An 18,915-nucleotide genomic window follows, 5' to 3' on the forward strand; every position below is an offset into this window, starting at 1 on the left:
ATGGCAGCGAAAGACGGATTTTTAAAATTTAATAGAGAAACACCTAGTAGTCGCGAAACAAAAGTACGTGTCAGCGACTTCAAGGAAATATATGAGCCTTTTGCAGCAGAAAAGCTAAACAATCAAGCAGCTCGCTGCATGGATTGTGGAGTGCCTTTTTGCCACAATGGCTGTCCATTAGGAAATGTAATACCAGATTTCAACGAAGCGGTATACAACAACGAATGGGAGCAAGCGATCAATATATTAAGAAGTACCAACAACTTCCCGGAGTTTACGGGGAGGATTTGTCCAGCTCCATGCGAGGCAAGTTGTGTTTTAGGAATCAATAAAGATCCTGTTACGATCGAATTGATTGAGAAGAGCATTGCTGAAAAGGCCTATGAACTAGATTTGATCAAAGCAAATCCTCCAAAAACAAGGACTGGTAAATCAGTAGCCGTTATCGGTTCTGGTCCAGCAGGACTTGCTGCGGCAGATCAGCTTAATCAAGCAGGTCATGAGGTCACCCTCTTCGAAAAAGATTCCAAACCAGGCGGTCTTCTTCGATATGGAATCCCAGATTTCAAATTGGAGAAATGGGTTATTGATCGCCGAATCGAATTCATGAAACAAGAAGGAGTAATCTTCTCTTGCGGTACTGAGATTGGATTTAATATCAAAGCTGAAAATATCCTCAAGAACTTCAATGCGGTAGTACTTTCTACTGGTGCTGGGCAGCCAAGAGGATTAAATATCAATGGCTCAGACGCCACAGGAGTTCACTTTGCAATGGAATTCCTAGGTGAACAGAATAAAGTAGTTTCTGGTGAGATCACAGAAAATCCTATCTCAGCAAAGGGCAAGCATGTGATTGTAATCGGCGGTGGAGATACTGGAAGTGACTGTATAGGAACTTCCAATCGACATGGTGCAGCTTCGATTACCCAACTTGAGCTGTTACCAAAGCCACCTCAGCTTAGAAATACCCTTAACCCATGGCCAGAATGGCCTATGACACTGAGGACTTCAAGTTCTCATGATGAAGGTGCCGACCGAGTTTTCTCTGTACTTACGAAAGAGTTCACAGTGAATGCAGCAGGTCAAGTGACCGGATTGAGTCTGGTGGATCTGGAATGGGTACATAAAGATGGCCGTATGGTTTTCGAGGAAATTGAAGGCACCGAACGTACCGTCCCATGTGACTTGGCATTTTTGGCTATTGGCTATACAGGCCCTGCTCAAAATGGGTTGCTTGAGGCATTCGGTGTAGAAACTATGGAGAACACACTTCCAAAGTCTAAAAATTATAGTAGCACAAATTCAAAAGTTTTTCTAGCTGGAGATATGCGCAGAGGCCAATCCTTGGTTGTTTGGGCGATATCTGAAGGCAGAGAAGCTGCGGTAAAAGTAGATGAATACCTGATGGGAGAGTCAACACTACCCTGTAAAGATGAATCATTCTTCCTAGTAGAAGAGGAAATTGCTGAGAATGAGTAGGAGCTAGTACTGATTCTATTCCAAAACATAAGTAACAAAAAGCCTTCCCGGTAACTCAGGAAGGCTTTTTTGGTTTAGGTCAATAGACGATGGACGATTAACCCCAAATTTAAGATTCGAATGCTAACCTCACTTTTCTATTATGTTAATCAATTTAAGTTTAATGACTGATTCATTTAGATAAGGTTTCTCACTTACTTATTCTCCTGTGATACCAGCAAGGACTTGTATTCTATCATTCCTTCTTCTCACTATTCAAAATCATATATCCTATAATCCCCCCAATAAGGGATGCAGCAAAAATTCCAATTTTGGCTTGAAGCATGTATTCTTCGTCCGAAAATGCTAGAGATGTAATGAATAGGGACATTGTAAAGCCAATAGAAGCTAAAAACCCTAGCCCAAACAGGTTTTTAACATTCATACCAGATGGAAAGGCAGCTACTTTAAGCTTCACGAGTAACAAAGTAAATCCAACAACACCAATAATTTTTCCTACCAAAAGTCCTATTGCTACGCCCGAGGCTACATTGTTACTAAACAACTGATCCATATCAATCGCAATGGAAATACCTGCATTTGCAAACGCGAAAATTGGAATAATCAGAAAACTAACAAATGGATGCATCGAATGCTCCAAGCGCTGTAAAGGTGGAATCAGTTCATTGGTATTATCACGTACTTCATTCAAAGCATGAAATTGATCACTGGTTAACTGAGGAATTTCATCATTTGGATCAATTGCTTTGAATTTCGTCATGAAGTTTTGAATCTTAATAACATAGGCACTTTCTCCTATTCTCATGTCAGCTGGAATAGTGAATGCAGCTAGAACGGCCGCTATCGTGGCATGAACGCCTGACAGTAAGAAAGCTGTCCAAACTCCTACAATTCCAAGAATGGCATAAAATAAAATGTTTCTAACTCCCATCTTATTACCAACATACATGATGAACACAAATCCCAAACCAATGGAAAGACTTATCATAGATATGTCCGATGTGTAGAAGAATGCAATTACCAACACTGCTACCAAATCGTCCACAATTGCCAGAGCAGTTAAAAACACTTTTAATGACAATGGAATCTTATCACCTAGCAGGTAAAGTACACCCAATGCAAATGCAATGTCAGTAGCCATCGGAATCCCCCAGCCATTACTTGCTTCTCCAACCGGATTCATTACGATGTAAATAAGTGCTGGAACGATAACTCCACCAAGCGCGGCACCAATAGGCAATAATGCTTTCCTTGGGTTTGAAAGTTCTCCACCGACAATTTCTCTTTTCAATTCTAATCCGAGAACGAAAAAGAAAATCGCCATTAATCCATCATTGATCCAATGAAGGATGCTATAATTTAAAAGTGGTTTTCCATTAAGATGTAGCCCTATTTTATTTTGAAAAAATTGAAAATATTGATCCGACCAAGGTGAATTTGCGAAAATCAAAGCAAGAATAACACATATTCCCAGTACAATTCCACCGGATTTTGATTGATGTATAAATTTCTGAATAGGAGATGTAACTCTGTCGATAGGATACTGCTTTTTTGATTCCATTCTTTTTTAAATTTCTTTATTAAATATATTAGAATCCATTCCTACAATTTACCTTAATCTGCATAGACAATAGTGCAGAGAACATTGTAGGAACTTAAGACTCTTTTCTAATTATGGACGTAATTAACCTGTACGCTGCTTACCAAACTTCGTGAATTCTCGAACAAAAGCATTGTAATTAATGTGATACAAGACCTTTCCAAGTGATGAGGGAAAATTGTCAATGATTAAATTACCCTAAAAAAATTAGTGGTTATTCGTCTTCAAAACACACGTAAAGCGACCCTAAATCGTACTTTGAATTACTTTTAAATCAAAACACTCGGTTTGCTTTCAGATTACTGCACTAAGGATTTTTTAAGTCTATAAAAGTAAATTTAGGAAAAAAGGAGTAAATCCCTTCTCATCTCCAATTGCCAAACTCATATATTCTTACAAAAGAATGAAATAGACAATCTTAAAATTATTGATTTAACGCAGTGAAGCTCTTTGAGATTATTTCTAATACTGCGATTTAAAAAATAATATGGCTTGAACTGTTAACCTTAGCATACCTATTATCAACAATTTAATACCACTATTTAAGAAGCCTTCCGCATCAATTGCAGAAGGCTTCTTTAGAATTAATTTTCTCTCGACTTACGCCCTTTTCGTGGATCTGTTTCGATCTGGGCATTTGGTCTGCCTTTCCTGTGATCATTTATTTTTTCAGCTTTGAGTTCAGTCCACTTAGCCCTCTGCTCCTCAGTCAACACAGATTGAATTTTATTATCTTGCTCCTTAGATTTTGCTTTTCTAGCTTCCATCTCTGCTTTGCGGGCCTCCATTTCAGCTTTTCTTTCAGCCTCATTCTTTTTAGCAAACTCTAAATTGATGTCTAACACTTGCTGCTTCTGAGTATCTGTAAGTGCTAATTGCTCTGCCATTTTTTCTGTATTTCTAGTGGCTATTTCTTCTGCACTTGGTCTTTCTCCTCCTTTTTTCTGTGCAAAAGTGCTCGCGCTGATCATCATCATCAAGCCTGTCGCATAAATCCATTTCTTCATGATTTCCGTTTTTTAGTTACATGAATTAGACGGAGCTGGAATGCATCGGTTTAATCCGATTTCAACAAGTTTATGTTAACAAATCTAAAACACTTACCTCTCCTCGGTCAGTTGCTTCCTTTCACTTGGTCTTACAGCCTTCGGCTTTATGAGCAATCTGAGGCTTGGGTCAAAGCTCAGGTAGTTCCATGACCAATCGAGGAATATGAATACTTTGTTTTTCACGCCCAGAATTGCCATCAAGTGAACAAAAAGCCAGGTGAACCAAGCCAACACGCCCTGAAATTTAATAAATGGTAAGTCAACCACTGCTAGCTTTCTTCCTACAGTAGCCATAGATCCTAAGTCTTTATATCTAAAAGCTTTTTGTACTTTCCCCTCAGCGATTTTTTGAAAATTCTGAGCCAATTTAACTGCTTGCTGAATAGCCACTTGAGCGACTTGCGGATGGCCTTTCGGATACTTTTCCTGAACCATTAAACTAATATCTCCCAAGGCATAGACTCCCGGACAACCTTTAATTTCCGAAAAATCATCGACAAAAATCCGCCCATTGGGGGCATACATATTGTCCTCAAGCCCTCCGATCCTGTTCGGTTTTATTCCTGCAGCCCACAGTAATGTCTCTGTCTGAATTGGTTCTTTATCGGCGAGAATCACCTCGTGACCATCATAGTTTTTCACTAGTGTCTTCAGCATAACCTCAACACCCAGATCTTGAAGATATCTTAACGCACTTTGCTTAGCCTTAGTAGACATAGAGCTAAGTAATTCAGGTCCAGCTTCAATGAGTACAATCTTCATGTTTTGAAAATTCAGTTCCGGATAATCTTTCGGAAGCACTGAATTCCTAAGATCGGCCATTGCGCCCGCCAACTCCACGCCCGTAGGACCTCCACCCACAATTACGACATTCATCAATGATTTGCGATCCTCAACTTTCTCAATGTTTATTGCTCGCTCGTAATTCGAGATTATTTTATTCCGTATGTAAAGTGCCTCAGACACCGTCTTCATAGGGGAGGAATTTTCCTCTATAGTCATATTTCCAAAATAATTGGTGTCTGCTCCCATAGCCATCACGAGGTAGGAATAATCGAGATAGCCCATATCTGTATAAATTCGCTTGATTTTCGGATCAAAATGATCTACTTCCGCCATACGGTACGTCACATTTTTTGATCCATGAAAAATTTTGCGAAGCGGAAAGGAAATAGCACTCGGCTCCAAGCCAGCGGTGGCAACTTGATAAAAGAGAGGTTGAAATTGGTGATAGTTATGTTTATCTAGTAAAATCACCTGAAACTCCTTTTTCATTAGCTTCATTGCCAATTTGAGACCTCCAAAGCCAGCTCCGACGATGACTACTTTTGGGAAATCTGATTTAGGAATATTTGGTAGGGCATGGGAATGAAATTCCGACATTGTAAAAGTGTTTTAGTGCTTTAGATTTAAGAGCTATTGTAAGCAGATTTCTTAGATAAACTTTGACGGTAATTCTCCATTTCCGAGCCTAAACAAAAAGAATTGCTAATTTTACCAGCCTAATATTTATAACCATGGGAAGAGCTTTTGAATTCAGAAAAGAGAGAAAATTCAAGCGTTGGGACAAAATGTCCAAAGTTTTTACGCGTCTAGGAAAAGAAATCGTGATGGCGGTAAAATCCGCAGGCCCTGACCCCGCGTCGAATCCCAGGCTGCGTACAATAATCCAGAATGCCAAAGGTGCACAAATGCCTAAGGATAGGATAGAAGCCGCGATAAAACGTGCATCTAATAAGGATGAGAAAGATTACGAGGAAGTAGTATATGAAGGATATGGCCCTTACGGAATTGCGGTAGTAATAGAAACCTCTACTGATAACATCAATAGAACCGTAGCTAACGTGCGAAGCTACTTCTCCAAAGCGGGAGGCTCATTAGGCACCTCCGGGTCGGTAGTTTTTATGTTTGACAGAAAAGCTGTTTTCCGCTTTGCTAAAGCTGACTTTGACTTAGAAGAATTAGAGTTCGAATTAATTGATTTCGGTTTAGTAGATATTGATGAAAATGAAGGTGAAATCTTCGTTTATACCGAATTTGAAGACTTCGGAACCATGCAAAAAGTACTTGAAGAGAAAAATATTGACGTGATCAGCGCAGACTTTCAGCGCTTTCCAACTACACTTACTGAGCTAGATGAAGAGCAGGAAGAGATTATCCATAAGATGATCGAAAAGATGGAAGAAGATGAAGACGTAAACCAAATTTTCACAAACATGGCCTAGGCATCCGCCTAGGCTTTTTTATTCTATGAATTTTCCAAAAAGACAAAATTTTCAGGCTATAGAAAAGCCATTAGTAATAGTAGGTAGTAAAAACCCTATAAAAATCGCCTGCACTGATACCGCTTTTTCGGAAGCATTTTCACAAGGATTCATAGTAGATGGTATCAATTCAGCTTCACAAGTATCTGAACAACCAATAGGCGATGAAGAAACCTACCTGGGAGCAAAAAATAGAGTTTTTAACTCTAGGAATGCATTTCCAGAAGCTGATTATTGGGTGGGAATTGAGGGGGGAATTGAAGAAGATGCACACGGTATGTATGCCTTCGCTTGGATCTATATTGAAAACAAGTTTGGGCTATCCGGCAAATCAAAAACAGGAACATTCTACCTTCCAGACGCTATCAAAAAACTAATTCACTCAGGAATGGAGCTTGGCGCAGCAGACGATCAATTGTTTGCACAAGAAAATTCTAAGCAACAAGGGGGTTCTGTGGGAATTCTGACTCATGGAGCTGTATCTAGACAAAACTATTATAATCAGGCAATTATATTGGCTTTGATTCCTTTTCTAAATAAAGAGTTGTATTAAGCGCAATTATTTTTAACATTTTTTCACCTAAGTATCTTTTAATCGAAAATATTTTGATTATTATTGAATAATTGAAATTTAAAACTTTGATTTATCCAATAGGCTGAGAATATTACAATATCCTTTTGGAAATCAATGGAAGTAGAAGTTGCTTAAATCACCCCTATCATTAAGTAGCTATAGGCCTCTCAATTGAGAGGCCTATTTTTTTAAGTTCTGCAGAAAATTGTTTAGTGCAACTTTCCAATCAGGGTCAGCATCCCATTCAGGACCGATATATAATTCATCTCGCACTAGAAGTTTGATATAATATTTTACTACAATTTGTGAAGACGATGGATCAAGCTTTGGCTCAAGCCCCATACTTTTCATTAAATCTGCCTCTCTTCCTTCAACTTTCACCAAAAGAAATTGCACTCTATCTCGAATCAGTACCTGCTCAGATTTTGCTTCTGTTAGCCACGCTATCTCATGTGGATATTCCTGCTTTAACACTTGCTCTATTCCAGCTTTCTGTGCTGCCTGCTCCGAAAGAATTGCTTCGGGAGATTTACCATACATATCATACCTAAAATAGCTTAATAACCCAGTCTCACCGGATGAACCTTCTATAGTAATCCCCAATTTGAATACATTTAAATTTAGAGGGTTAGTCGTCAAAAATTTCTGACTAGAGGAAGTCTCTGAGGAGCTGATTTTAAGAAACTCCGGTACATCCAAGACCAGAAGGTTCTGCGTTGGTTGATTCTCTCCTATCTGGCCAAACTGACTGGTAACTGCTCCAATATTTTCTCCTGTCACACCGAATAATGCTGTAGAAGGAATAATTTGATCATTTCCGGAAAAAGGACCAACATGAATGCTCATTTGATTTTTTTGTCGTGTGACTAGAATTATATTTTTTACAATCCGCTGCTGGAACGATTTAGCGTAATCTGCCTGAACTGCCTCTGATAGTGCAACTTTCTCCAGTTCAAAATAGGCAACAGGATCAGCTCCCGCTTTGACAAGAGCATTATGTACGCTATCTGCCACTTCTATCCATGTCATTACTGGTCTGGCGCTAGGATCTATAGAGACAAATACTACTGATTTTCCATTAAAAAATGTATGAGGCAATGTCCCTTGTGCCAACGCAACGGATATATTACTTAAAAGAATAATAGAAAGAAGGCTATAATATTTCATGAATTCAGAGGTGTGATCCACCAAGCTTATTAATTTTACCAATATACATAACGCAAAATACTACCCTTGATGCAGCTCTCAATCAAATACACGCTAAGTTGTCTATTCTTTCTAGTACTTCTAGAAACTAATGGGCAAAGTATAAATAGCAAGACTCTACTTGAAAATATAGAATACTTGTCAGGTGATGAATTAAAAGGAAGAAAAACAGGCACTGAAGGTAACGCAGTGGCTCGATCTTTTATTCTTAACGAGTTCAAAAGTATTGCTTTAGATACTCAGTATCCTGATTTTCAGCAAAAATTTACATTTGAAAATAGAAGGGAAAATAAAACCTATGAGAATGCAGTAAATATCGTGGGCTTTGTGGCCGGAAGTGAATCTTCGAAATTAATTGTGATTACTGCACATTATGATCACGTAGGCGTAGGCAGGCCAAATACGGAAGGCGATACCATTTATAATGGTGCGGATGACAATGCTTCTGGCACAGCTGCTGTGATAGAACTGGCGAAGTATTTCAAGAAGAATAGACCGCAGCACTCTATGATATTCGCTGCTTTGGATGGAGAAGAAATGGGTTTGCAAGGTGCAAAAGCCTTAGTGAAAGATTTCCCATTTCCACTGGAGCAAATTGTATTGAATATTAACATGGATATGATTTCCAGAAATAAAAATGGTGAGCTTTATGCTTCTGGCACCTACTACAATCCTTCCTTAAAAACAATCTTAGAGAAAGCCACTGCTGGATCCACCCCGAAATTGCTATTTGGCCATGATGAGCCAAACACAGGAGGTGATAACTGGACACAATCCTCAGATCATGGCCCTTTTTTTACGGCAAATGTCCCACATATTTATTTTGGAGTAGAAGATCACCCCGATTATCATAAGCCTAGCGATTCATTTCAAAATATAGATCAGGAATTTTATGTCAATGCAGTAAATCTTATCCTGAAAAGTATCTTAGCACTGGATGCTGAATTACCTAAAGAGTAGGTTATTCCTTTTCATTTCATACATCTTGCTTACCTTAGAATTTAAAGCACGCTACTTGCGAAATTTTGGCTAAAACAGACTTCATAACCAAACTCTTAATTTGGAGGCTCAGACACATGAGCAATCAAACCTTTATCCTTATTCTCAGTGGGATAATCGGGGTGCTTTCTGGTCTTGCGGCAGTGATTTTAAAGCATAGCGTACATGCTATTCAGCATTTTCTTACGGAAGGTTTTTACAAAGAATACGCCAATTTCCTTTACATACTTTATCCACTAATAGGTATTTCAGCGGCTTACCTTCTAGGAAAATTTATTTTTAGAGATGTAGGGGGACATGGTATACCAGACATCTTATTTACCATATCCAAAAAGCAAAGTATTATCAAAAAAGTAAAGACCTACAGCCGGATATTTACTTCAGCAATCACCGTGGGCTTTGGCGGATCTGTAGGTTTAGAAGCACCTATGCTGGTAACTGGATCTGCCATTGGTTCTAATGTAGGTTCCTTGGTTCATCTAAATGCCAAAAAGAGAACCCTATTGCTAGGCTGTGGTGCTGCAGCTGCTATATCGGCCATTTTCGGTGCTCCTATTGGCGCGGTGATATTTGTGATTGAGGTAATATTGATGGAAATCAGTACAGCAAGCTTTATTCCCTTGCTGATAGCCTCCGTGACTGGCTCATTGACTTCTATGATTCTTATTGGTAAAGATTCTGTTTTCAATTTCAAATTGACAGAGAATTTCGAAGCCTCACACATGCCTTATTACCTACTTCTAGGTATAGCTTGCGGTTTGGTCTCTCTATATTTTAGCAGGGCAGTGAAAAGCACTGAGTCACTAATGGAAAGTCTAGATAGCCAAGCATTGAGAATTCTGTACGGCGGAGCTATCCTGGGAATCATGGTATTCTTTCTTCCACCAATTTACGGGGAAGGATATGAAACACTGAATACACTAATAGAAGGAAATTCCAATCAATTACTCGAGCGGAGTCCGTTCTTCTCGATCATTGAGCATCCTTCAGTAATAATTGTCTTCCTTACATTTGTTATCTTAATTAAGCCAATCGCATCGGCGGTTACACTCAGTGCTGGTGGTAGCGGAGGAATTTTTGCCCCCTCACTTTATGTAGGAGGGATATTAGGATTTCTCTTCGCTTATTCGAGCAATCTTTTTGGATTCACAATTCCACTTCCACTGGCTCATTTCACTTTGGTGGCAATGTGTGGTGTCATGGCAGGAGTTCAACATGCACCTCTTTCAGCTATATTCTTGATAGCAGAACTTACTGGAGGCTATGAGCTTTTTGTTCCGTTGATGTTCGTTTCTGCAATTTCATACGTAACAAAAACGGCCTATGAAAAAGACAGTCTTTATACCACACAGCTGAAAGAAAAAGGGAGACATCTACCAGACTCAAAAGATCAGGAATTGCTAGAACTCATAACTATTACTCATGTGATTGAGCGCGACTTGTTGCCAATTCACCCTGATGCAAAATTGAAAGATTTGATTAGCCTGGTCAAGATATCTAAGCGAAATATATTCCCGGTGGTAGATGAGCATAAGGCTTTGCGAGGCATTGTAACTTTGGACGATATCCGTGATATCATGTTTGATAAGGAAAAACAAGAAGTGACCCTCATAAAGGAACTGATGCACAGTCCTCCTGAAATCCTATTGGCCACTGAGAATATGCAAAAAGCCATGGAAAAGTTTGAGCTTTCTGGAGCTTGGAACCTCCCTGTAATCGAAGAAGGGAAATATTTAGGCTTTGTCTCCAAGTCTAGAATCTTCAATGCGTATCGAAAACGCCTAATCAAACAAAAGCAAGATTAATCGAATTAAGAATAATATTTGGAAGAGGCATTTATCCACTTTTTTGTTATGACGATTTTACTCCTTTTTTTAAGTTAGCCTCTTTTATCCACAAAATTCCCTTTAGAAATTAGCGGATATATTACTAATTATCAGTGCATTAGAGCAGTTAAATTTGTGAGTGTGGATAAATAATCCAAAATGTGGATAAAAATAACTTGCTTATTTTAAAACTCAAATCAAGCCTCTAAACAAGGTCTTTAACATTCTGTTACTTACTGAGAAATTAAAATCCAACTTATTTCAAATGTCATATTTCTCCTAATTCAAATAGAAAATTTTGTGTCACTCATAGTATTCTGTGATATGTCATAAAAATCGCTCTCTTAAAAAAGGTGCTTTTATCTAGCTTCGTATTTTAACATCAAATAATCACATTTCCGGAAAGAATATTCATGGGTTTACCCCCATTCCAATCGGGGGGAGATTATTCATTTGTCTAAGAATCCAGCCTTGTCGGCCAATAATGTAACCTGATGGTTTGGCTGGAGACCATCTTCTTGGATTAGGGAGGACAGCAGCAATCAGCGCAGCTTGATTTCGTGTGAGTTTGGACGCAGGTTTATTGAAATACACTTGAGAGGCAGCTTCAATTCCATAGATACCATCACCCATTTCTATCACGTTCAGATAAACTTCCATAATCCTGTGCTTTGGCCAGATCAGTTCTACCAAAACAGTGAAGTACGCCTCAAGACCTTTCCTTAAATAAGTTCTTGATTGCCATAAAAATACATTCTTCACGGTCTGCTGAGTGATAGTACTTGCACCTTTTATCCGCTTTCCCTTTTTATTATTTTCCCAAGCTTTTTCCATTGCCTCAATATCGAAGCCTTTGTGATCCATAAATTTTTGATCCTCTGCCGCATATACTGCCTGAGGTGCATTCTTCGAAATCTCACTTAATGAAACCCAGTCCTTATTTAATCGAACTTCTTTCTCGGAATCAAATGCCTGTTCAAAAACACGTATTACCATCAAGGGAGTAATAGGTACAGGCACGAAGCGATAGACCACAGTTAACCCAACTGAAATAATCAAAAACCACATTGCAGTTTTCCAGATCAACCTCCATAACCTCTTAATAAGCTTCATAATTATAAATTAAACTGTAGCACTTATTTGTACAAAATGATAGAAAAAGACGGCATTCTCATCCTCTGCAATTAGATCTAAGTCTTTTTCCATAGCCAGCAAATCACCTTGAGTAATCAATCCAGCAGTGATCATACCTGACCCAGCACTTTTCATCAAACCCTTCCAATACTGAGTGATCTTTTTAAGCTCATCAGAGTTTCTCTGATCCAAATGAAACCCTCCATGAAACAATTCTATTTGGCTATATCCGGCTTGCAATAACAGATTTCCAAGGTTTGCACCAATATCAGGATTCCCTCCCAAGGATCTCTGAAATTCATTATAGGCGACATAGTAATTAGACAATCCTGCCAGCGGTGGATTGAAGTAAAAACTGGAATTGAAAACCTCAGTAAACCACAATTTTGCATCAGACAGCAAATATGGCTTTATAGCGTCTAAAACTAGATTAGAATTGGGGATATGCTCCAAAGCCCAGCAAATAAATACCGAATCGTATTTCTCTTCCAAAATGAGCTCCTTCGCATCTTGACAGACAAAACTTACCCGATCTCCAGCATAAGCCAAATTCTGCTTAGCTCGATCCAGTTGACTTTGGGAATAATCTACACAGGTAATCTGCAGATCAGGAAATAATCTTAACAAAGTCTCCGTTTGCGCACCTACTCCCGACCCGATTTCGAGGAGTTTTTTGCATCCACCAAAATCAATCCGAGGATATATGAGAGAACCCAGCACTCCTGCTTGATCCATCAGTCGCTGTTGCTCTTCAGGAATAAAACCATGTAAATATGCTGTCATATGCTAGAGTATTTGGATTCGAAATTATCAATAAAAAACCTGTTCCAACAAATCCTAGTAAAGGATTTACAAATGAGCAGTCTCACTCTGTAGAAGTTGGGTAATTGATGCAAATTATTTAGCAACTGGTTATCCATATTAAACAACCACAGTACCTGACTTCACAACTTTCTATCCTTATTTACTAGGCTTACGCTCACTAATACACTTGTAAATCCCACTAAAACTTCCCTAATTTGGTTTTTTACCAAAAAAAATAACACATGTCCCCTGTAATCATTGGTAGTTTTGAAGAGTTCGAACAACATAACGGACAAAGTCTAGGCACATCTGAATATTTCCATATCACTCAGGAACAGATAAATATATTCGCAAAAGCTACGCATGATCACCAGTGGATTCACACCGATCCTGAGCGAGCTAAGGTAGAAGGAGCATTTGGAAACACCATTGCACACGGTTACCTCACACTGAGTATTGTCCCTCATCTTTGGGAGCAAATCGTAGACGTGAGAAATCTAAAAATGATGATCAATTACGGAATCGAATCCTTAAGATTTGCTACTCCAGTATTGGTAGATAGTGAAGTTCGACTTGCGGCTAAGCTCAAAAACGTAGCAAACTTGCGAGGAACAGTGAAAGCTGAGGTAGAAGTGAAACTCGAAATCAAAGATCAAAAAAAGCCAGCTTTTACCGGAGTTCTGATCTTTTTATATCACTTCCAGTAGCTAAAAAATCATATCCTTTTAAAGAACTATAAAAACATAAAAATAGCCAGGCGATCACCTGGCTATTTTTGATTATTTTCTTTTGAAAGCAATTGAAGCACCTCCTTGTTTCAGTGTCATTTCGGCTTTTTCCGGAGCGAATTCAAAGTTTGCACCCACCATCGAAAACTCAAATCGATGTTCCCCTTTTGCTTCCAAAGGTGCATCCGGCTGACCAGTAGGTTTGGCAACGAGCACATTCCCATCCCGTACAAATGTAATCACCAAAGGAATCTGCTCGGAAGCATACTCTCCTACATATTGATCCAGCTCTTCTTCAGTCAATGCGACACTGGTAAAATTTGGAATATTCACCTCATTACCAAGTAACCATGCAGCATAGCTACGGCTATATCATTACTATTATAGTTTAGACCATTTGAGAGACTTACAAGTGTCAGCTTTTCTTCAGGGAAAAAGCTCAATTGAGAACGAAAACCATCGATGCCTCCTGAATGGCCATAAAATTTCTTCTCATCATAAGGGTACTGGAACATTCCTCTTCCATATCCATCTTTAATCTCCATCATCAGCTTCAAACTTTCGTCTGTGATGATTTTTCCGGAAAACAGCCCTTCAATGAACTTAGCCAGATCAGCGGTAGTAGACACGATCGCTCCTGCTCCAGCGGGAACTGACATATTGGTATACGGCTCAAACACCCATTTTCCTTCTTTAAATTGATAAGACTTAGCCTCTTCCTTTACGGGAGCTTTACCTACATAAGTATTCTTCAACTGTAACGGTGAAGCGATGTATTCTTTGATCAGATCAGCGTAGGATTGCTTATTGACTTTCTCCAAAATATAAGTCAGCAGCACAAAATTAGAATTGGAGTAGTCTCCCTTGCTATCTGGCTCAAAATCATTCCCGCCGGCGATGATTTTCTCTATCATAAACTCCTCGGTTTGAGGGTCAAGATAATAAGTCATGTAGACTTCATCATTGGTGAAATTGTGAATTCCGCTCCGATGCTGAAGCAGGTTGCTGATCGTGTCCTTCTCTGCATTTTTTACCTCAGGATAAAAGTCAGAAAGAGGCTGATTAAGATTTAATGTTCTTTCCTCCACACTTTTCATTACCAAAGATGCAGTGAACATTTTGGTGATAGAGCCCACACGGAAACGAGATGTGCTAGTCAATTCCTCTTCAGTCTCAGTATCCTGGAAGCCAATTGAACGCTCATAAATTACCTGGCCATCTCGCTCAAGCAGGAGATTTCCCATGAACTTTTCATGAGTTTCCAAAGAGTCCAAAAACTGGTCGAGCTTGGAAAAATCCTGGGCTGTTGCAACCCCAGTGAATCCTGCGAACATGCCTACTAGGATTCCAAAGAATATATTTTTCTTCATAGTCTATATTTTAGTAAATCTTAAATAACATAGAAAGCACCTCCCTTATTAGAGAAGTGCTCATTCTACCATCTAATCCAATCTATTTCGCTCTTCAGAACTTCCTGAGTTACTTTTTACTCGGAAGCTTTCTCCTTTGGAGAAATTATATTTCAGTGTAAATCGTACTCCCTGATTACTTCTATACTGTCGGAAATTGGTATCTATAGCTGCAAAGTCAATTTTGGCTTTAATCACCTGAGTTCGGAAAATATCAGTACCATTGACGGAGAGCGTGATTTTATCCTTCAATATAGACTTGGTCACACCGGCGTCTACCCAGCCGAAGCCTGAGATCTCCCCCTGTCCCCAAATCTGCGGACCTAGATAAATTCCCATTACTTCAGCCTTGAAGCCCATTGGCAAGGTAAAGTTATGCTGCGAGCGTACCATAAATGAAGTGTTGGCATTGTTAAGGTAATCATCGCCAATCTGAGATTTGTATTGGTTATAATTTACCTGCACCATATTGGATACAGCCCACCATTCTTTGATATCTACCGGAATAATTGCTCTGAAATTGGCATTTCTTGTTTTGTCGAAATTATCAGTGAAAGTAGTCGTCGTGCGTTCATCTTCATTTTGCATAAATACCTGCATAAATGCATCTTCCGTCTCGCTATAGCCGAGGGTAAATTGGTACATACCTTTCACCACATGGTTCATTTCGAAGTTATTAGAATACTGTGGTTTCAGATTAGGATTACCTGTTTCGGTAGTCAGTGGATCTATGTAGTACACAAAAGGATTCAGCAAACGATAATTCGGTCTGGTTATCCTACGATTGACATTATAGACGATTTGATAATTGTCACTTATTTTATGCTGGATGAAAGCACTTGGGAATAAGTTGAAATACTTCTGATTCTTCACCTGATTCAGCGTAACCGAATTACCTGTGATATCAGAATGCTCGCCTCTCAAGCCTACTTGATAGGAAAGCTTATCAGAGAATTTCCCTTTGTAAGAGATATAAGCAGCAAGCACATTCTCATTGTAAATAAAGCTATTGCTAGATGGATCTGGGATAAATGGACCTTCCTCTTGAGATTTATTTAAGTTCAGGTTATTGTCAGATTTCACCCAGCTACCTTTTACTCCAGTTTCGATGGTATTTCCTTTTCCTACAGGTTTTACAAAGTCAACCTTTGCAGTGAAGATATTGTAGTACATGTCATTCAGGGTCAGAATTTTACTATTCAGTATCTGAGAAGTATTTTCTCCCACCCATTGCATATTAGTCAGTAATGATTCACTGTCAGAATTCATCCTCGTAAAATCAATGTCTGAGCTGATCTTGGTACCCAATGTGTCTAGCTTCGCATCATAGTGAAGGTTAGCAAAAATTCGATTTCCAGTTCCTCTAGAGTCATTTCGAGAATCCAAATAGCTAACATCAGACAGGCCAGGAGTGATAATGTCTGTCAATGACTTACTATCATCACTATCATCTGAGCCGGAAGCTTGGACATTTATCGCAATATTTTGATTCGCATTTATCTCGTAATTGGCAGCGCCATTGAAAAACAGATTCTTGTTTCTGGTAGTGATCCTGGAGTCTTGACTGAATTTTGAAATCCCTTCCGGCAAGCTGAAGTTTCTATTAATCTCCAAATCATTGAAGTTTCCAAAGTGATTATAATTCAAATTAGCATTCGTGCTCCACTTACCTTTTTTCACATTCAGTGCTACGCCACTATTCGGCAGCCATTGTCCATTATACAATGAACCAGCCTGAATATTTCCAAACATACCATCTACTGTATTTTTTTTCAGCTTGATATTAATCACCCCAGCAGAACCTTCTGCATCGAATCGAGCGGATGGATTATTGATCACTTCTATGCTCTTGATATTATCGGCTGGCATAGCACGAAGGAAGTTGGCAAGATCAGTGGCACTCATGTAGGTAGGTCGGTCATTGATCATCACAGTAGCACCTGTACGCCCGTTTAAATTGATTATCCCATCTTGATCCACATATATCCCGGGAGATCTCCCGATCACGTCCAGTGCATTTGAGCCTTCCGCCATTACAGTTCCCTCCACATTGATAGTGGTCTTATCCGCTTCTATGATGATTTCCGGACGCGTAGATTTCACTGTGACCTCATCTAATCCAGTCATTTCGTCTTGAACAGAAACTGCCCCGAAAGCCTTGATTAATCCTGGAGCCAGAGCAAATACTTCCGATTCAAAAGAGGTAAAACCTATAGAAGAAACCACCAATTTCACCTTGGCAGTCTTCGTAGATTCGATGAGAAAAACTCCATTTTCATCAGATACGGCTCCGTCCACCAGATGGCCGCTGACAGCATCTATCAATGCCACATTTGCATAAGGCACTGCTTGTTCATTTTGGTCGATGATTTTACCGGTAATCCGGCTGACATCTTTTGCCGCCAAATTACTTAGCCCAAATAGGTAAGTGAAAAGCGTTAAAAATAGTAGGTTGGTAGTTTTCATTTCAATATTACTTTGTGTGTCGTTCTGTGCCACGTATTGAAAAAGAAATGCCAAGGCTTGAAAAGCGCCTAAATTAGCTCTAGGAGTGACTTTTCAAAGTCTACTTAAAAAAGACTGTATCGAAATCGTACAGTAAAATTTCAGCTTTGGACAAAAAAAATCCCCGAACAAGTTGCCCGAGGATCTTATAATTTTTCTTATAAAGCTTATTTTTTCAAAGCTTCAGCGTAGTTCGCGTTTGCCTGATCCCAATTGATCACATTCCAGAAAGCTGCAATGTAACTAGGACGCAAATTCTGATAATTCAAGTAATATGCATGCTCCCATACATCAAGTCCGATGATTGGAGTTCCTTTGACCTCAGCCACATCCATTAATGGATTATCCTGATTTGCTGTGGAAACTACTTCTAGCTTACCTTCAGCTGTCAAAATCAACCATGCCCAGCCAGAACCAAATCTAGTTGCTGCTGCTTTGTTGAACTCTTCCTTGAAAGCATCGAAATTGTCAAATTTAGAATTGATAGCGTCAGCCAACTCTCCAGATGGTTCACCTCCACCAGTTGGTGACATGATTTTCCAGAAAAGACTGTGGTTATAGTGACCACCACCGTTGTTTCTAACTGCAGTATTTGAGCCTGCGATTTGAAGCAATTCTTCTAGAGATTTGTTTTCTAAGTCAGTACCCGCAATTGCGTTGTTAAGATTAGTTACATATCCATTGTGATGCTTACCATGGTGGATTTCCATAGTTTTTGCGTCAATGTGTGGTTCTAAAGCCGTAGTGGCATAAGGTAAAGCTGGAAGTTCGAAAGCCATTTTATTTAAATTTTATGGTTAAAAGATTGATTAAAAATTCTACAAATAATCTGCCTTAGCAACCAAGGCAAATTGAAAAAGGTTCTCGATTGATGAATTTCCTTTTATTTTCTCAGTTTTTTAAAAAATTCCAACAAAAGCTGCTCTGACTCTATGGCAAGACTACCCGAATAGACTTTAGTTTTTGGGTGCAAAATACCAGGATTGCTTTGCAAATATCCTCTTCTGGGATCAGATGCTCCATAATGGATTTCCCCTATTTGAGACCAAAAAAGTGCACCGCCACACATTACGCATGGCTCGAGCGTCACATAAAGTCTACAATCATTCAAGTATTTTGCTCCCATGTAATTCGCCGCAGAAGTGATCGCAAGCATTTCTGCATGGGCAGTTACATCATTGAGCTTCTCTGTTTGATTGTAGGCTTTTGCAATAATTCTATTCTTAGACACGATCACGGCACCCACAGGAATTTCCCCCTCTTCGAAAGCATTTTTTGCTTGCTTCAAGGCTTCATTCATGAAGTACTCGTGACTATATAGCTCTATTTCCAGCACTA

At 39.2% G+C, this 18,915-nt stretch carries 17 protein-coding genes; 6 read left to right on the forward strand and 11 right to left on the reverse strand.

Annotated elements, in window-relative coordinates; translation table 11 throughout:
- On the forward strand, nt 1–1,479 hold the full coding sequence (locus BVH02_RS07410; protein WP_086500771.1) for a glutamate synthase subunit beta: 1,479 nt from the start codon (nt 1–3) through the stop codon (nt 1,477–1,479).
- 235 nt (nt 1,480–1,714) lie between these two features.
- Here BVH02_RS07410 and nhaA read toward each other — a convergent pair whose 3' ends face one another.
- The 3 genes from nhaA to BVH02_RS07425 all read right to left on the reverse strand — a co-directional run bounded on the left by nhaA (nt 1,715) and on the right by BVH02_RS07425 (nt 5,511).
- Nucleotides 1,715–3,040, reverse strand: a complete 1,326-nt coding sequence (nhaA, locus tag BVH02_RS07415) for a Na+/H+ antiporter NhaA (protein ID WP_086500772.1) — start codon at nt 3,038–3,040, stop codon at nt 1,715–1,717.
- A gap of 623 nt (nt 3,041–3,663) precedes the next feature.
- Nucleotides 3,664–4,086 carry a DUF4890 domain-containing protein gene (locus tag BVH02_RS07420; RefSeq protein WP_086500773.1) on the reverse strand — a complete coding sequence of 141 codons (423 nt, stop codon included), beginning with the start codon at nt 4,084–4,086 and terminating at the stop codon, nt 3,664–3,666.
- 93 nt (nt 4,087–4,179) lie between these two features.
- Entirely contained in the window at nt 4,180–5,511 is a 1,332-nt protein-coding gene (locus BVH02_RS07425; RefSeq protein ID WP_086500774.1) for an NAD(P)/FAD-dependent oxidoreductase, read from the reverse strand.
- 134 nt (nt 5,512–5,645) lie between these two features.
- Here BVH02_RS07425 and BVH02_RS07430 point away from each other — a divergent pair, with 134 nt between their 5' ends.
- Nucleotides 5,646–6,353 carry a YebC/PmpR family DNA-binding transcriptional regulator gene (locus tag BVH02_RS07430; RefSeq protein WP_086500775.1) on the forward strand — a complete coding sequence of 236 codons (708 nt, stop codon included), beginning with the start codon at nt 5,646–5,648 and terminating at the stop codon, nt 6,351–6,353.
- Between the two features lie 25 nt (nt 6,354–6,378).
- Nucleotides 6,379–6,945, forward strand: a complete 567-nt coding sequence (gene yjjX, locus BVH02_RS07435; protein WP_086500776.1) for an inosine/xanthosine triphosphatase — start codon at nt 6,379–6,381, stop codon at nt 6,943–6,945.
- A gap of 201 nt (nt 6,946–7,146) precedes the next feature.
- Here yjjX and BVH02_RS07440 read toward each other — a convergent pair whose 3' ends face one another.
- Nucleotides 7,147–8,133: an NTPase gene (locus tag BVH02_RS07440; RefSeq protein ID WP_086500870.1), complete on the reverse strand. Its 987-nt coding sequence runs from the start codon at nt 8,131–8,133 to the stop codon at nt 7,147–7,149.
- A gap of 69 nt (nt 8,134–8,202) precedes the next feature.
- On the opposite strand from BVH02_RS07440, the gene BVH02_RS07445 reads away from it, so the two are divergent.
- Nucleotides 8,203–9,132 (forward strand): M28 family peptidase, encoded by a 930-nt coding sequence (locus tag BVH02_RS07445; protein ID WP_086500777.1) that lies wholly within the window; start codon nt 8,203–8,205, stop codon nt 9,130–9,132.
- Nucleotides 9,133–9,248: 116 nt separating this feature from the next.
- Nucleotides 9,249–10,976, forward strand: coding sequence for a chloride channel protein (locus BVH02_RS07450; RefSeq protein WP_223271838.1), 1,728 nt, complete (start codon nt 9,249–9,251; stop codon nt 10,974–10,976).
- Between the two features lie 432 nt (nt 10,977–11,408).
- Here the strand turns inward: BVH02_RS07450 and mtgA are convergent, their stop codons facing one another.
- Both mtgA and BVH02_RS07460 read right to left on the reverse strand, forming a co-directional pair.
- On the reverse strand, nt 11,409–12,110 hold the full coding sequence (mtgA, locus tag BVH02_RS07455) for a monofunctional biosynthetic peptidoglycan transglycosylase (RefSeq protein ID WP_086500779.1): 702 nt from the start codon (nt 12,108–12,110) through the stop codon (nt 11,409–11,411).
- A gap of 9 nt (nt 12,111–12,119) precedes the next feature.
- Nucleotides 12,120–12,914, reverse strand: coding sequence for a class I SAM-dependent methyltransferase (locus BVH02_RS07460; RefSeq protein ID WP_086500780.1), 795 nt, complete (start codon nt 12,912–12,914; stop codon nt 12,120–12,122).
- Between the two features lie 263 nt (nt 12,915–13,177).
- On the opposite strand from BVH02_RS07460, the gene BVH02_RS07465 reads away from it, so the two are divergent.
- Nucleotides 13,178–13,642, forward strand: coding sequence for a MaoC family dehydratase (locus BVH02_RS07465; RefSeq protein WP_086500781.1), 465 nt, complete (start codon nt 13,178–13,180; stop codon nt 13,640–13,642).
- A gap of 72 nt (nt 13,643–13,714) precedes the next feature.
- Here BVH02_RS07465 and BVH02_RS07470 read toward each other — a convergent pair whose 3' ends face one another.
- The 5 genes from BVH02_RS07470 to BVH02_RS07490 form a co-directional block, all read right to left on the reverse strand.
- Nucleotides 13,715–13,996: a hypothetical protein gene (locus BVH02_RS07470; protein ID WP_086500782.1), complete on the reverse strand. Its 282-nt coding sequence runs from the start codon at nt 13,994–13,996 to the stop codon at nt 13,715–13,717.
- On the reverse strand, nt 13,993–15,033 hold the full coding sequence (locus tag BVH02_RS07475; RefSeq protein ID WP_086500783.1) for a serine hydrolase domain-containing protein: 1,041 nt from the start codon (nt 15,031–15,033) through the stop codon (nt 13,993–13,995). The genes BVH02_RS07470 and BVH02_RS07475 overlap by 4 nt, the downstream gene beginning before the upstream one ends.
- 72 nt (nt 15,034–15,105) lie before the next feature.
- Nucleotides 15,106–17,538 carry a TonB-dependent receptor domain-containing protein gene (locus BVH02_RS07480; protein ID WP_086500871.1) on the reverse strand — a complete coding sequence of 811 codons (2,433 nt, stop codon included), beginning with the start codon at nt 17,536–17,538 and terminating at the stop codon, nt 15,106–15,108.
- A 206-nt stretch (nt 17,539–17,744) separates the two neighbouring features.
- Nucleotides 17,745–18,356, reverse strand: coding sequence for a superoxide dismutase (locus tag BVH02_RS07485; protein ID WP_086500784.1), 612 nt, complete (start codon nt 18,354–18,356; stop codon nt 17,745–17,747).
- A 104-nt stretch (nt 18,357–18,460) separates the two neighbouring features.
- Nucleotides 18,461–18,904 carry a nucleoside deaminase gene (locus BVH02_RS07490; RefSeq protein WP_086500872.1) on the reverse strand — a complete coding sequence of 148 codons (444 nt, stop codon included), beginning with the start codon at nt 18,902–18,904 and terminating at the stop codon, nt 18,461–18,463.
- Between the last annotated feature and the right edge of the window lie 11 nt (nt 18,905–18,915).

Origin of the sequence: Algoriphagus ratkowskyi (assembly GCF_002150505.1) — a bacterium.
Classification (GTDB): domain Bacteria; phylum Bacteroidota; class Bacteroidia; order Cytophagales; family Cyclobacteriaceae; genus Algoriphagus; species Algoriphagus ratkowskyi.